The 13,304-nt window shown below is 52.4% G+C and carries 15 protein-coding genes and 1 pseudogene; 13 read left to right on the forward strand and 3 right to left on the reverse strand.

All coding sequences use genetic code 11. The features are described from left to right. Positions 1-107: 107 nt before the first annotated feature. The 13 genes and pseudogenes from HV229_RS01515 to HV229_RS26190 all read left to right on the forward strand — a co-directional run. Positions 108-887: a hypothetical protein gene (locus HV229_RS01515; protein ID WP_016157634.1), complete on the forward strand. Its 780-nt coding sequence runs from the start codon at positions 108-110 to the stop codon at positions 885-887. Continuing rightward, complete coding sequence (locus HV229_RS01520; RefSeq protein ID WP_181547681.1) at positions 887-1,426, forward strand: PilN domain-containing protein; 540 nt, start codon at positions 887-889, stop codon at positions 1,424-1,426. Before HV229_RS01515 ends, HV229_RS01520 begins: the two co-directional genes overlap by 1 nt. Beyond that, positions 1,410-1,865: a hypothetical protein gene (locus HV229_RS01525; RefSeq protein WP_075848119.1), complete on the forward strand. Its 456-nt coding sequence runs from the start codon at positions 1,410-1,412 to the stop codon at positions 1,863-1,865. Before HV229_RS01520 ends, HV229_RS01525 begins: the two co-directional genes overlap by 17 nt. Then, positions 1,855-2,268, forward strand: coding sequence for a HofP DNA utilization family protein (locus HV229_RS01530; protein WP_016154790.1), 414 nt, complete (start codon positions 1,855-1,857; stop codon positions 2,266-2,268). The genes HV229_RS01525 and HV229_RS01530 overlap by 11 nt, the downstream gene beginning before the upstream one ends. Then, positions 2,171-3,418, forward strand: coding sequence for a DNA uptake porin HofQ (gene hofQ / locus HV229_RS01535; protein WP_029139733.1), 1,248 nt, complete (start codon positions 2,171-2,173; stop codon positions 3,416-3,418). The genes HV229_RS01530 and hofQ overlap by 98 nt, the downstream gene beginning before the upstream one ends. 404 nt (positions 3,419-3,822) lie before the next feature. Next, the gene (gene aroK / locus HV229_RS01540) at positions 3,823-4,344 is read left to right on the forward strand and encodes a shikimate kinase AroK (protein ID WP_003023552.1); all 522 of its coding nucleotides are present in this window, start codon (positions 3,823-3,825) and stop codon (positions 4,342-4,344) included. Positions 4,345-4,401: 57 nt separating this feature from the next. Next, positions 4,402-5,490: a 3-dehydroquinate synthase gene (gene aroB, locus HV229_RS01545; protein ID WP_016154788.1), complete on the forward strand. Its 1,089-nt coding sequence runs from the start codon at positions 4,402-4,404 to the stop codon at positions 5,488-5,490. A 96-nt stretch (positions 5,491-5,586) separates the two neighbouring features. Further along, on the forward strand, positions 5,587-6,873 hold the full coding sequence (gene damX, locus HV229_RS01550; RefSeq protein ID WP_181546767.1) for a cell division protein DamX: 1,287 nt from the start codon (positions 5,587-5,589) through the stop codon (positions 6,871-6,873). A 117-nt stretch (positions 6,874-6,990) separates the two neighbouring features. Further along, positions 6,991-7,827 (forward strand): adenine-specific DNA-methyltransferase, encoded by an 837-nt coding sequence (gene dam, locus HV229_RS01555; RefSeq protein WP_016154786.1) that lies wholly within the window; start codon positions 6,991-6,993, stop codon positions 7,825-7,827. A 17-nt stretch (positions 7,828-7,844) separates the two neighbouring features. Then, positions 7,845-8,522, forward strand: coding sequence for a ribulose-phosphate 3-epimerase (rpe, locus tag HV229_RS01560; RefSeq protein WP_003023561.1), 678 nt, complete (start codon positions 7,845-7,847; stop codon positions 8,520-8,522). Continuing rightward, the gene (gene gph, locus HV229_RS01565; RefSeq protein ID WP_101700383.1) at positions 8,515-9,273 is read left to right on the forward strand and encodes a phosphoglycolate phosphatase; all 759 of its coding nucleotides are present in this window, start codon (positions 8,515-8,517) and stop codon (positions 9,271-9,273) included. The genes rpe and gph overlap by 8 nt, the downstream gene beginning before the upstream one ends. Then, positions 9,266-10,270 carry a tryptophan--tRNA ligase gene (gene trpS / locus HV229_RS01570; RefSeq protein ID WP_016154784.1) on the forward strand — a complete coding sequence of 335 codons (1,005 nt, stop codon included), beginning with the start codon at positions 9,266-9,268 and terminating at the stop codon, positions 10,268-10,270. Before gph ends, trpS begins: the two co-directional genes overlap by 8 nt. 158 nt (positions 10,271-10,428) lie before the next feature. Next, positions 10,429-10,506, forward strand: a pseudogene (locus HV229_RS26190) (hypothetical protein); the annotation flags it as partial. Between the two features lie 76 nt (positions 10,507-10,582). Here HV229_RS26190 and HV229_RS01575 read toward each other — a convergent pair. From HV229_RS01575 to nirC, 3 genes are all read right to left on the reverse strand, one after another. Next, positions 10,583-10,753, reverse strand: coding sequence for a YhfL family protein (locus HV229_RS01575; RefSeq protein WP_016154783.1), 171 nt, complete (start codon positions 10,751-10,753; stop codon positions 10,583-10,585). Positions 10,754-11,064: 311 nt separating this feature from the next. Continuing rightward, the gene (gene cysG / locus HV229_RS01580; protein ID WP_181546769.1) at positions 11,065-12,438 is read right to left on the reverse strand and encodes a siroheme synthase CysG; all 1,374 of its coding nucleotides are present in this window, start codon (positions 12,436-12,438) and stop codon (positions 11,065-11,067) included. A gap of 11 nt (positions 12,439-12,449) precedes the next feature. Then, on the reverse strand, positions 12,450-13,259 hold the full coding sequence (nirC, locus tag HV229_RS01585) for a nitrite transporter NirC (protein ID WP_016154781.1): 810 nt from the start codon (positions 13,257-13,259) through the stop codon (positions 12,450-12,452). Positions 13,260-13,304: the final 45 nt, after the last annotated feature.

The following is a 13,304-nucleotide window of genomic DNA, read 5'->3' on the forward strand; positions in this document are numbered from 1 at the left end:
TTTAGTGGCATTTGGGCAGTTTATAAACAAACGCGCGGTAGTATAAAGGCAAGCCAGACGCATTGATATACCCGTTAAAGCAACGGGTGATAAGGAGATCATCAGCAATGGCTTTCAATATCTGGAAAATTGGTCTGCATATTCAGCAACATGAAGCGCTGGCTGTCGCCGTAGTTCACGACGCATCCGGTTGGTTTCTCCAGCGCTGGTGGCGTATACCGCTGACGCCTCAGGTTATCGTCGATGGCCACATTCGCGAGCCTGAACAGCTTGTCGCAGCGCTACTGCCGTGGAGCCGGGAGCTTCCTCGCCGACACCATATTCATCTCTCTTTTCCTGCCAACAGGACGTTACAAAAAAAGTACCCTCGTCCGGAAATGATGCTGCGCGAGCCGGAGCAAGCCGCATGGTTATCCGGTTCGATGGCGCGTGAGCTGGATATGGCGCCGGATGCGCTGCATTTTGATTATAGCGAAGACACGTTAAGCCCGGCGTTTAACGTCACTGCCGCGCAAAGCAAAGAGATTTCAGCGCTTCTGACGCTTATCCAAACGTTGAAGGTACAGGTTACGGCGATTACGCCGGATGCCAGCGCGTTACAGCGATTTATACCTTACCTGCCAGAACGTCATCAGTGTCTGGTATGGCGTGATGACACCCAGTGGCTATGGGCGACCCGTTCGGCATGGGGGCGTAAATCAACGGGCGATATTGGCTGTATCGACGAGCTTGCCGCGACATTATCGCTTTCCACGACAGCCATTGCGCTATGCGATCCCAGCGGCTTCGATCCTCTAAGCGTGGTGTCCGTACGCCAGCCGCCAATTCCAACGCAAAGCCATCGCTTCACCATTGCACTGGGACTCGCTATGGGAGGCACATGTTGATGATAGCGACCATCAATCTTCTGCCCTGGCGCCAGACGCGACGTCGCGCCTGCCTACGCTTCTGGAGTGTTTTATTTGGCGCTTCGCTACTGCTTAGTAGCGGCGTGTTGTTGCGCTATTACAGCGTTTTGAGCGTAGAAAACCAGGTCGAATTGTTGTTAGCGGATGCCGAAAAGACGCGGGCCGAGGCTTTAATGGCGCTAAAGCCGCGTGTGCAGCTGCGCCAGCAACGATGGCAACAGGTTCAAGCGCGGAACAAACAGCGGGAGCAGACCCGAAGCTGGCAGCGGGTTTTGCAAGGGCTGGCGGAATTACTGCCAGAGCAGGCGTGGTTAACAAAAATAACCTGGCAGCAGGAGACACTGGAACTGACGGGAAACACGCTGAGCTTTGCCGCGCTGAAGGCGCTGGAAGCGCAATTACGCCAGCTGCCGCTATTTAAATTGGGTAGCCCTGGCGAAACGCAGCAGGATGCGCAGGGACGCTGGCAATTCCACTATCGACTGATGCGGAGCGGTGTGCATGAAAACGCTTTGTGATAGCTGGTTAGCGCAGTCGCCGCGCTTTCGGCTCATCTGCGGCGGTGGCTGGATGCTGGGACTGCTCATCGTCGTCATGTTATGCCTCAGCTCCACCGCGCAGAAACGAGTTATGCAACAAGAGGCGCTAAATCAGCAACGAGCGGCCATTCAGGCACAATGGCGAAATTTATATCTGCTGGTGGCATCGCCAGAAGAGCCTGAAGAGACGCTGATTCCGTTCTCTCCACTGCTGTTTCAGACTCCTCTTGCACATCTTATCCACTGGCAACCCTCCGCACAGGGCGGAGAAATGACGCTGAAGCCAGGCTGGGATGTCATCCCGCCGATGTTTGACCAATTGGCGGAGCAAGGGATGAACGTCAGCCGGTTTTCTCTTTACGCAGAAGGTGCGGAGCTGCTGTTAACACTACAACTGGAGCGCCTGAATGATGGTTGAACGCTGGCTGTTGGCGTGCGTAAGCGTACTGATACTCACCGGTATGCGTAATCCCTTCCTGCCGCCGGAGGACCGTTGCCAAATTGCTGAGCTGTCGGCATGGCGCTATCAGGGAATATTGAGCCAGGGCGCGCGACCCATTGGCATTGTTCAGGATAGCCAGAAAAAATGGCAGCGGGTTGAGCGAAATGATGTCCTGAAAAACGGTTGGACGGTTACGCAGATAACGGCCCAGAGCGTAACCCTCGACACAGGGAAAAACTGCGAGCCGTCGCAGTGGCAGTGGCAACGACAAGGAGCGATAAATGAAGCGATGGATGGCATGGATAGTACTCGTACTGGTGGTCGGGATTCAGAGCGTACTGGCGGCGAAATCACAAAACGTGACGCTGGTGGTCGATGATGTGCCGGTTGTGCAGGTATTGCAGGCGCTGGCCGAACAGGAAAAGAAAAACCTGGTAGTTTCACCGGATGTCAGCGGTGTGCTGTCACTGCATTTGACGGATGTGCCCTGGAAGCAGGCATTGCAAACGGTGGTGAAAAGCGCCGGGCTGGTATTACGCCAGGAAGGCAACATTCTGCATGTGCATTCTGTTCAATGGCAGAGTGAAAATGCGGCTCGTCAGGACAATGAGCAGGCACGGCTTCAGGCCAGCCTGCCGTTGGAACATCGCAGTATCATTTTGCAATATGCTGATGCCTCCGAGCTGGCAAAAGCCGGAGAAAAGCTGCTCAGCGCCAAAGGAAGCATGACGGTGGATAAACGCACCAACCGCTTACTGCTGCGTGATAATAGCGTTGCGCTTAACGCACTGGAAACGTGGGTGGCGCAAATGGATCTGCCGGTTGCACAAGTCGAACTGGCGGCGCATATCGTGACGATTAATGAAAAAAGCTTGCGTGAGCTGGGGGTGAAGTGGTCGCTGGCTGACGCACAGCAATCGGGGGCGGTGGGGAACGTCACAACGCTTGCCAGCGATCTTTCTGTACCCACAGCCACATCCCGTGTGGGATTTAACATTGGCCGTATTAACGGTCATTTACTCGAGCTGGAGCTGTCTGCGCTGGAGCAAAAACAGCAGTTGGACATCATCGCCAGTCCACGCTTACTGGCTTCTCACCTGCAACCTGCCAGTATTAAGCAGGGTAGTGAGATCCCTTATCAGGTCTCCAGCGGTGAAAGCGGCGCGACATCCGTCGAGTTCAAGGAAGCTGTATTAGGGATGGAAGTCACGCCCACCGTATTGCAGAAAGGACGAATCAGACTGAAACTGCATATAAGCCAGAATGTTCCCGGGCAGGTGCTACAGCAGGCGGATGGCGAAGTTCTGGCTATTGATAAGCAGGAGATTGAAACCCAGGTCGAGGTAAAAAGCGGCGAGACGATTGCGCTGGGCGGGATTTTTTCACATAAGAATAAATCCGCAGCCGACAGCGTGCCGCTGTTGGGCGACATCCCCTGGCTTGGCTCTCTCTTTCGTCATGATGGTAAAGAAGACGAACGGCGTGAATTAGTGGTTTTTATTACGCCCAGACTGGTTTCAACGCAATAACTTATGCATGAAAAGCCGTTGTTTTTGCACTGAACACGTTTCAGAGATTTGACGTGCGGGTGTATTTAGCATACAAGGAGTACCGATTTGAGTGTCGGTACTTTTCTTTACTTATGCGGCAGTAAATACGCTTTGCCTTTCTGGTGGTGTGTCATAGGCTTATTTGGTGTCATTTGGCTGCGCGATACGTCGCCAGGTCTGATGTTTGCAGGGTAGCATGCCTGCCACGACCAGAAATGCGTAAGGTTTGGTGATTTATTCAGTTGCCAAACCCGCTTGAGTATTGAGATAATTTTCAGTCTGACTCTCGCAATATCTTATGAGGTTTCAGTTCATGTCCTGCTGCGCTGAGTGTCTGCGAAGCGGGTTTACCATTAACGAATAGTCTTAGTAGTACCGAAAAAATGGCAGAGAAACGCAATATCTTTCTGGTTGGGCCTATGGGTGCCGGAAAAAGCACTATTGGGCGCCAGTTAGCTCAACAACTCAATATGGAATTTTACGATTCTGATCAAGAGATTGAGAAACGAACCGGAGCTGATGTGGGCTGGGTCTTCGATGTAGAAGGTGAAGACGGCTTCCGTGATCGCGAAGAAAAAGTCATCAACGAGTTGACGGAAAAACAGGGTATTGTGCTGGCAACTGGCGGTGGCTCTGTTAAATCACGTGAAACACGTAACCGTCTTTCCGCGCGTGGCGTCGTGGTCTATCTTGAAACGACAATTGAAAAACAACTTGCGCGAACTCAACGTGACAAGAAACGCCCGCTGCTGCAGGTAGAATCGCCGCCTCGTGAAGTTCTGGAAGCGTTGGCTGACGAACGCAATCCTCTGTACGAAGAGATTGCTGACGTGACCATTCGCACCGACGATCAGAGCGCAAAAGTCGTAGCAAACCAGATTATTCATATGCTGGAAAGCAACTAATTCTGGCTGAATACACACTCGTCTGCGGGTACAAGTAACTAAGGTGGATGTCGCGTAATGGAGAGGATTACAGTCACTCTCGGGGAACGTAGTTACCCTATCACCATCGCGGCTGGTTTGTTTAATGAGCCAGCTTCATTCTTACCGCTGAAATCGGGCGATCAGGTTATGTTGGTGACCAACGAAACCCTGGCTCCCCTTTATCTCGATAAGGTTCGCGGCGTACTTGAACAGGCGGGTGTTAACGTTGATAGCGTTATCCTTCCCGATGGCGAGCAGTATAAAAGCCTGACGGTTCTGGATACGGTTTTCACTGCGTTACTGCAAAAACCGCACGGTCGTGATACCACGTTAGTCGCACTTGGCGGCGGCGTGATAGGCGATCTGACCGGTTTTGCGGCAGCCAGCTATCAGCGTGGTGTTCGTTTTATTCAAGTCCCGACAACCCTGTTGTCGCAGGTCGACTCCTCCGTTGGCGGCAAAACCGCCGTAAACCATCCCCTCGGTAAAAACATGATTGGCGCGTTTTACCAACCGGCGTCCGTGGTGGTGGATCTCGATTGTCTGAAAACGCTTCCTGCGCGTGAGCTGGCATCGGGGCTGGCGGAAGTGATCAAATACGGCATCATCCTTGACGGTGAATTTTTCAGTTGGCTGGAAGAAAATCTGGATGCGTTATTGCGTCTGGATGGTCCGGCGATGGCGTACTGTATTCGTCGTTGTTGTGAGCTGAAAGCAGAAGTTGTCGCAGCGGACGAGCGTGAAATGGGCTTACGTGCTTTACTGAATCTGGGACACACGTTTGGCCATGCGATCGAAGCTGAAATGGGTTATGGCAATTGGTTACATGGTGAAGCCGTTGCAGCAGGTATGGTAATGGCTGCTCGTACGTCAGAACGCCTTGGACAGTTTACCTCCGCTGATACGCAGCGCATCATTACGCTGCTGCAGCGAGCGGGCTTGCCGGTCAATGGACCGCGTGAAATGTCCAGCGAGGCTTATCTGCCGCACATGCTGCGAGATAAAAAAGTGTTAGCGGGAGAGATTCGTTTAGTGCTTCCGCTGGCATTAGGGAAGAGTGAAGTGCGCGGCGGAGTGTCGCACGAGGTGGTTCTTAACGCTATTGCTGATTGCCAGCCGGCGTAACAACAAGAAAGGTCTGGCTTGCGTTGCGAAACGTAGGTCTTTTAGCTTCAGGTTATGTGCAAAGTCGTAAGCATTAACCTTTGAGTGGGGTGTTAAATGGATGAATTCAAACCAGAAGACGAGCTGAAACCCGATCCCAGCGATCGTCGTACTGGTCGTTCTCGTCAATCGTCTGAACGCGATAATGAGCCGCAAATCAATTTTGATGATGTTGATCTGGATGCTGACGATCGCCGTCCTGCGCGCGCACGTAAAGAGCGTGAAGAAGAACGGGACATTGAAGAAGAGTATGAATCTGATGACGATGACGTGGATGAAGAGCGTGTAGAACGCCGTCCGCGCAAGCGTAAGAAACCCGCCAGCAAGCCTGCCTCTCGTCAGTATATGATGATGGGTGTCGGTGTCCTGGTGCTGTTGCTGCTGATCATCGGTATCGGTTCTGCGCTGAAAGCCCCCTCATCATCTCGCAGTGAGCAGGCTGGATCTGGCGAGAAGAGCATCGATCTTTCTGGCAACAACGCGACGGATCAGGCGAGCACTACTACGCCTGCAGCAGGCGCTGAGCAGACCGCTGGCAATACCCAGCAGGATGTTTCCCTACCGCCGATTTCCTCTACCCCAACTCAAGGTCAGACACCTGCGGCAACTGAAGGCCAGCAGCGTGTTGAAGTGCAGGGCGATCTGAACAACGCTCTGACGCAACCGCAAGGCCAGGAGCAGGTTAACAATGTAGTGGTTAACTCTACGCTGCCGACCGAACCGGCGACCGTTGCGCCAGTTCGTAATGGTAATGCTGTGCGCCAGACTGCGAAAACGGAAACGGCTGAACGCCCTGCTGCGACACACCAGGAACGTAAACAGGCCGTTATTGAGCCGAAGAGCAAACCGCAAACTACGGTGAAAGCGACGCAGACAGAGCCGAAACCTGTTGCTCAGGCAAAACCAACTGCAACTGCGCCGACGACCACAACCAAAGCACCTGTGGTTACCGCTACGCCGAAGGCGACCGTTGAGCCGAAAGCAACCGCGACTACAACGCCTGCGCCAACTGCGACGGCAACAACGTCAACACCTGTTGCTGGTGGAGCGAAAAGTGCAGGAAATGTCGGAGCGTTAAAATCTGCGCCGTCCAGCCATTACACGCTGCAGCTCAGCAGTTCTTCTAACTACGACAACCTTAACGGTTGGGCGAAGAAAGAAAACCTGAAAAACTACGTGGTGTATCAGACGACGCGTAACGGTCAACCGTGGTATGTTCTGGTAACAGGCGTGTATGCGTCTAAAGAAGATGCGAAACGTGCAGTGTCTACGCTACCCGCCGATATTCAGGCGAAAAATCCGTGGGCAAAACCGCTGCACCAGGTTCAGGCCGATTTGAAGTAAGATAGGATATGTTCTGCAATGGTTTGCTGTTTCGCCCAATTGCGGGACAAAGACTAAAGCGCAGGATGCTGTCGGAGCTTTCTCCACAGCCGGAGAAGGTGTAATTAGTTAGTCAGCATGAAAAAAAATCGCGCTTTTTTGAAATGGGCAGGGGGAAAATACCCCCTGCTTGATGATATCAAACGGCATTTACCTCAGGGTGAATGCCTGATTGAACCTTTCGTGGGTGCCGGGTCGGTGTTTCTCAACACCGACTTTTCTCGTTATATTCTTGCCGATATCAACAGCGACCTCATCAGTCTCTATAACATCGTGAAGACACGTACCGATGAGTATGTGCAGGCTTCACGTGAGCTGTTTATGCCTGAAACTAATCAGGCTGAGGTGTACTATCGGTTCAGAGAAGAATTTAATGCCAGTCAGGATCCGTTCCGCCGTGCAGTACTGTTCTTGTATCTGAACCGATTTGGTTACAACGGATTGTGCCGTTATAACCTGCGCGGCGAGTTTAATGTACCGTTTGGTCGTTATAAAAAACCTTACTTCCCGGAAGCCGAGTTGTACCATTTTGCTGAAAAAGCGCAGAATGCGGAGTTCCATTGTCTCTCCTATGAAGAGTGCATGGACCGTGCGGATAGCAACTCTGTGGTCTATTGTGACCCGCCTTATGCACCGCTTTCGGCGACGGCAAATTTCACCGCGTATCATACCAACAGCTTTAGCCCAAAAGAGCAGGCGCATCTGGCCGAGATGGCAGAAAAGCTGGTCAGTAAGCAGATCCCGGTGTTAATTTCGAACCATGACACGCCTGATACCCGCGAATGGTACCGATCGGCGAAACATTTTCAGGTCAAAGTGCGGCGCAGCATTAGCAGCAATGGCGGCACGCGTAAAAAGGTGAACGAACTGCTGGCACTGTATAAACCAGGAGTTGTAACGCCTGCGAAGAAATAATTCTCAAGGAGAAGCGGATGAAACAGTATTTGATCGCCCCCTCAATTCTGTCGGCTGATTTTGCCCGCCTGGGTGAGGACACCGCGAGAGCGCTGACTGCCGGTGCCGATGTCGTACACTTCGATGTCATGGACAATCACTACGTACCGAACCTGACCATCGGCCCGATGGTACTGAAATCGCTGCGTAAATATGGCATTACTGCCCCGATTGACGTTCATCTGATGGTGAAACCGGTCGATCGTATTGTCCCGGACTTCGCCGCCGCCGGCGCGAGCATCATTACTTTTCACCCGGAAGCCTCCGAGCATGTCGATCGCACTTTACAGCTGATCAAAGAGCATGGCTGTAAAGCGGGCCTGGTGTTTAACCCGGCAACACCGCTGAGCTATCTGGACTACGTCATGGATAAGCTCGATGTGATCCTGCTGATGTCCGTTAACCCAGGCTTTGGCGGGCAGTCCTTTATCCCACAAACGCTGGATAAGCTGCGCGAAGTGCGTCGTCGTATTGATGAATCTGGCTACGATATCCGCCTCGAAGTGGACGGCGGCGTCAAGGTGAACAACATTGGTGAAATCGCGGCGGCGGGTGCAGATATGTTTGTCGCAGGCTCTGCTATTTTCGACCAACCAGACTACAAAAAAGTCATTGATGAAATGCGCAATGAACTGGCGAAGGTAAGTCATGGATAAGTTTCAGGATATTCGGGGCGTTGCATTTGACCTCGACGGTACGCTGGTCGACAGCGCGCCGGGATTAACCGCAGCGGTGGATATGGCGCTGTATGCGCTGGAACTGCCGATTGCCGGTGAAGAACGCGTTATCACCTGGATTGGCAACGGTGCAGATGTACTGATGGAGCGCGCGCTGGCGTGGTCGCGTCAGGAGCGCGCCACACTACGTAAGACAATGGGTAAACCGCCCGTTGATGATGATATCCCCGCCGAAGAACAGGTGCGTATTTTGCGTAAGCTGTTCGACAGATACTACGGCGACGTCGCTGAAGAGGGGACATTCCTGTTCCCTGATGTTGCCGACACGCTGGGCGCGCTGCATGCGAAAGGATTGCCGCTGGGTCTGGTGACCAACAAACCGACCCCGTTTGTCGCGCCATTGCTTGAGGCGTTAGATATCGCCAAATACTTTAGCGTGGTCATCGGTGGTGACGACGTGCAGAATAAAAAACCGCATCCGGATCCGCTACTGCTGGTAGCAAGCAAGCTTGGCATCAAGCCGGAGCAATTGCTCTTCGTAGGGGATTCACGTAATGATATTCAGGCGGCAAAAGCTGCTGGCTGTCCGTCCGTTGGCCTGACTTATGGCTACAACTACGGCGAGTCGATCGCGCTGAGCCAACCCGACGTTATTTACGACCGTATTAATGAACTACTGCCCGTTCTCGGGCTTCCGCATAGCGAAAATCAGGAATCAAAAAATGACTAAGCCCATCGTTTTTAGTGGCGCACAGCCCTCAGGTGAATTGACCATTGGCAACTATATGGGTGCGCTGCGTCAGTGGGTGAGCATGCAGGATGACTACCATTGCATCTACTGCATCGTTGACCAACATGCCATCACCGTTCGTCAGGATGCTCAGCAGCTGCGTAAAGCAACGCTCGATACGCTGGCGCTGTATCTGGCATGCGGTATCGATCCTGAAAAAAGCACCATTTTCGTCCAGTCTCATGTACCGGAACACGCGCAGTTAGGTTGGGCGCTGAACTGCTACACCTATTTCGGCGAGCTGAGCCGTATGACCCAGTTCAAAGATAAATCCGCACGCTATGCGGAGAACATCAACGCCGGTCTGTTTGATTATCCGGTGCTGATGGCGGCAGACATCCTGCTGTATCAGACCAACCAGGTACCGGTTGGCGAAGATCAGAAACAGCATCTGGAACTAAGCCGCGATATCGCCCAGCGCTTCAACGCCCTGTATGGCGACATCTTCAAAGTGCCTGAGCCATTCATTCCTAAATCCGGCGCGCGCGTGATGTCGCTGCTGGAGCCGACGAAGAAAATGTCCAAGTCGGATGACAACCGCAACAACGTGATCGGCCTGCTGGAAGATCCGAAATCCGTGGTTAAGAAAATCAAACGTGCGATGACCGACTCCGAAGAGCCGCCTGTTGTACGCTACGACGTGCAGAATAAAGCGGGTGTTTCCAACCTGCTGGATATCCTCTCTGCCGTTACCGGCCAGAGCATTCCGGAGCTGGAACAACACTTTGAAGGCAAGATGTATGGTCATCTGAAAGGTGAAGTCGCAGAGGCCGTTTCCGGCATGCTGACCGAGCTTCAGGAGCGTTATCACCGTTTCCGTAACGATGAAGCTTTCCTGCAGCAGGTGATGAAAGATGGCGCTGAAAAAGCCAGCGCACGCGCGTCTGTTACGCTGAAAGCGGTTTACGAAGCGATTGGTTTTGTCGCCAAGCCGTAATGCGCTCTGCGTTGCTGAAGAAACCGGGTTCTACCCGGTTTTTTTTCGCCTGTTTGCTGGTGAATCTCAAAAAATATGAAGCGCCTCGCCGTTTGCATATTTCCTTATATCAATCACTTTAATGAAGATATAAATATTCAATTTACTGAGAATATAAAATGCGTCGGATATTTATCAAGAGAGAGGAGGGACTGACAACCCTGGCCCGCTACCTGCTCGGCGAGAAGTGCGGTAACGTGTGAATGAGCATTTAACCTATAAATATAAAAACCGGGATTTCCCGGTTTTTTTGTATCTGCGCAATCGCTTCTGTTACAGATCTGCAGCCGGGCCACAGCCACCAATAATTTTAGAAATAGAAATTGCCGGATGCAGGAAGTAATCGTAGGTGCAGTTATCTTTTTTGTTATCAACATGACCAGTACACGCGGTCAGCGTAGCCAGAACACCAGCAACGATAGTAATTTTTGCAAATTTCAGCATGTTAAAATCCTTGTAAGATATCTATTTTTAAATGGATGAAATCCATTTCTCGGCGGTTAAGATATCAACTAAAATAAACTTAAAGTAGTCCGGATTAGGACATAACAAGTTTTATATAAAATATGCTTTCAATAAATTTAAATGTTTTAAAAATACATTTAATTAATGATTGACGGTTGGGCTACTGAGGCGAGTATATAGCGTGCATCGGTTTTTGATTTATTTCTATCGGAAGATAAATAAATGCCCTGAATATGAACTGTCCAACTTTATGGGGGCAGTCCAATATCAGGGCATTTTTGAGCATTCAATTAATGGTTCGAGAACCAGTTCAGCTTATCGCGTAGTCCAACCACGCGGCCGACGATAATCAGCGCCGGGCTTTCAACCTGCTGCGCCAGTTCGCCGAGTTGCGAAAGCACCCCGTTAACAACGCGTTGCTTCACGGAGGTACCGTTTTCTACCAGCGCGACAGACATATCGGGTTGCATGCCAAATTCGATCAGTTTTTCCTGGATAGTAGCCGCCTGATTGAGGCCCATGTAGAACACCAGCGTCTGTTTCTCTGCCGCCAGGTTTTCCCAGTCCAGCTCGCCGCCGGTTTTCAGGTGCCCGGTGACCAGACGTACACTCTGGGCGTAATCTCGATGGGTCAGTGGAATGCCGGAATAGGCGGAACAACCGGATGCTGCGGTAATACCTGGCACAACGGAGAATGGAATACCGGCATGGCACAGGGTTTCCAGCTCTTCGCCACCACGGCCAAAGATGAACGGGTCGCCACCTTTCAGGCGCACGACGCGTTTGCCCTGTTGCGCTTCACGCAGCAGGATCTGGTTAATTTCTTCCTGCGGTACGCAGTGGTAGCCCGCGCGTTTACCGACGAACACCCGGTCGGCATCGCGGCGTACAAGGTTCATGATGTCGTCGGATACCAGACGGTCATAAACCACGACATCCGCTTGCTGGATCTGCTGTAGACCTTTCAGCGTCAGCAGCCCGGCATCGCCAGGACCGGCGCCAACCAACACCACTTCTCCACGATGGTCCAACGGTTCGCTGAGCAACTGCTCGGTGGTTTCCTCGACGGCTTTCTGGTCACTGTTCGCCAGCGACTGCGCCAGGCGGTCATTCACGAACAATTTTTCCCAGAAGCGGCGACGTTCACCCATGCTGGAAAACTGTTCTTTCACTCGGGCGCGTAACTTGCCTGCATATTGCGCGACCTGGCCCAGATGCTGAGGCAGCACAGATTCAAGTCTTTCACGTAGCAGACGGGCAAGCACCGGCGATGTACCGCCGGAGGAGACCGCCACCATCAGCGGCGAGCGGTCGATAATGGAGGGCATGATAAAACTGGCTGCTTTTGGCGCATCGACCACGTTGCAGAAAATACGACGTGATTCTGCGGCGGTGCTGACGCTTTGGTTGACGGCATCGTCATCGGTGGCGGCAATAGCCAGCCAGCAGGTGTCGAGCAGGGACTCGTCGAACGGTCCCTCAACCAGCGTCAGCATGCCTTCATCTGCCCATACGGTGAACTGCGGAATAAACGCCAGCGCATTAACCGTTATACGGGCGCCCGCTTCCAGCAGTAACCGCGCTTTGCGTTCTGCGACATCACCACCGCCGACGATCAAGCAGTCGCGGTCACGTAGTTGACAAAATATAGGCAAATGATCCACGACATTACCCCTTAATTATTGGCAGTAGCCTCTGGCTGGTTGATTTTTGCCGGAACAGGACGCTCCGATTTTGGCGTAGCATACCAATAACCCAATCCCATGAATACGACACCGGACAAAGTATTACCGAGTGTCACCCACAACAGGTTATGACCAATTCCTGACAGGGTATAGGCTTCGCTGTGGTGGCCGAACCAGGAGAGGGCAAACAGCGTCATGTTGGCAACCGAGTGCTCGTAGCCGGAAGCGATAAACGCCAGTAGACACCACCAGATAGCGAGGAATTTTGCTGCGCCCTCGGTACGAATTGCCATCCAGATAGCCAGACAAACCAACCAGTTACACAGTGCGCCTTTAAAGAACAGCACCGTTGCTGGCGCGGTAGTTTTCGCCAACGCCACCGAATGGACGATGCTGGTATCGACCGGCAGCAGGCTACCGCCGCCCCAACTGTAAAGCAGAGCGACAAACACGGATCCGACCAGGTTACCCAGCCAGGTTTGCGGCAGAATAGCCCACATCTGACCGTGACTGATGGTGCCCGCTTTGACGCCGAGCGTCAGGAACATGGTGTGACCGGTAAACAGTTCCGAACCGGCGATAATGACCAGCGTCAAAGCGATACCAAAGGTTGCACCCATTACCAGAGGACGAACGGACGGGTCGAGCAGATTACCGAGGGTGAAAATAAGAATGATGCCGAGACCGACGTAGGCCCCCGCCATTGCCGAACTGACCCAGAATCCGAGCGGGTTATTAGCCGACAGTCGTGCGATGCGCGCAGCGTTAGCCGCACACTTATTAATAGTGTCTGTGAACATGTGTTGATTATCCTTGAAGTACAAACAATAAAAAGAAATCGTAAC

The sequence above is a fragment of the Citrobacter sp. RHBSTW-00524 genome (assembly GCF_013747755.1).
GTDB lineage: Bacteria > Pseudomonadota > Gammaproteobacteria > Enterobacterales > Enterobacteriaceae > Citrobacter > Citrobacter braakii.